This is a genomic window from Acinetobacter sp. RF14B, from assembly GCF_006864105.1.
GTDB lineage: Bacteria > Pseudomonadota > Gammaproteobacteria > Pseudomonadales > Moraxellaceae > Acinetobacter > Acinetobacter lwoffii_C.
Genome location: NZ_SMTB01000288.1, coordinates 1 through 245, shown reverse-complemented (window position 1 = coordinate 245; position 245 = coordinate 1). Strand labels below are relative to the sequence as shown.

The following is a 245-nucleotide window of genomic DNA, read 5'->3' as shown; positions in this document are numbered from 1 at the left end:
ACGACCACCGTCACGGCTACCGCGTGCAGGAGGTGGAGATGGCTCCAGACCTTCAATTTCAGATACATTTAAACGTGCATCAAGGAAGTCTTCTAGAGCACGGATCTTGCCACGCTCACGGTAAGTTGCCAAAGTAATGGCCTTACCGGTACGGCCCGCACGGCCTGTACGACCAATACGGTGTACATAATCTTCGTTCTTCATTGGAAGACCAAAGTTAATCACGTGAGAAATTGTTGGTACGT

Annotated in this window: 1 protein-coding gene; it reads right to left on the bottom strand. The window is 49.8% G+C overall.

Going from position 1 to position 245, the window contains the following annotated elements:
- Positions 1–245, bottom strand: a 245-nt coding sequence (locus E2K52_RS15005; RefSeq protein ID WP_264765959.1) for a helicase-related protein, incomplete at both ends; no start/stop codon positions are given.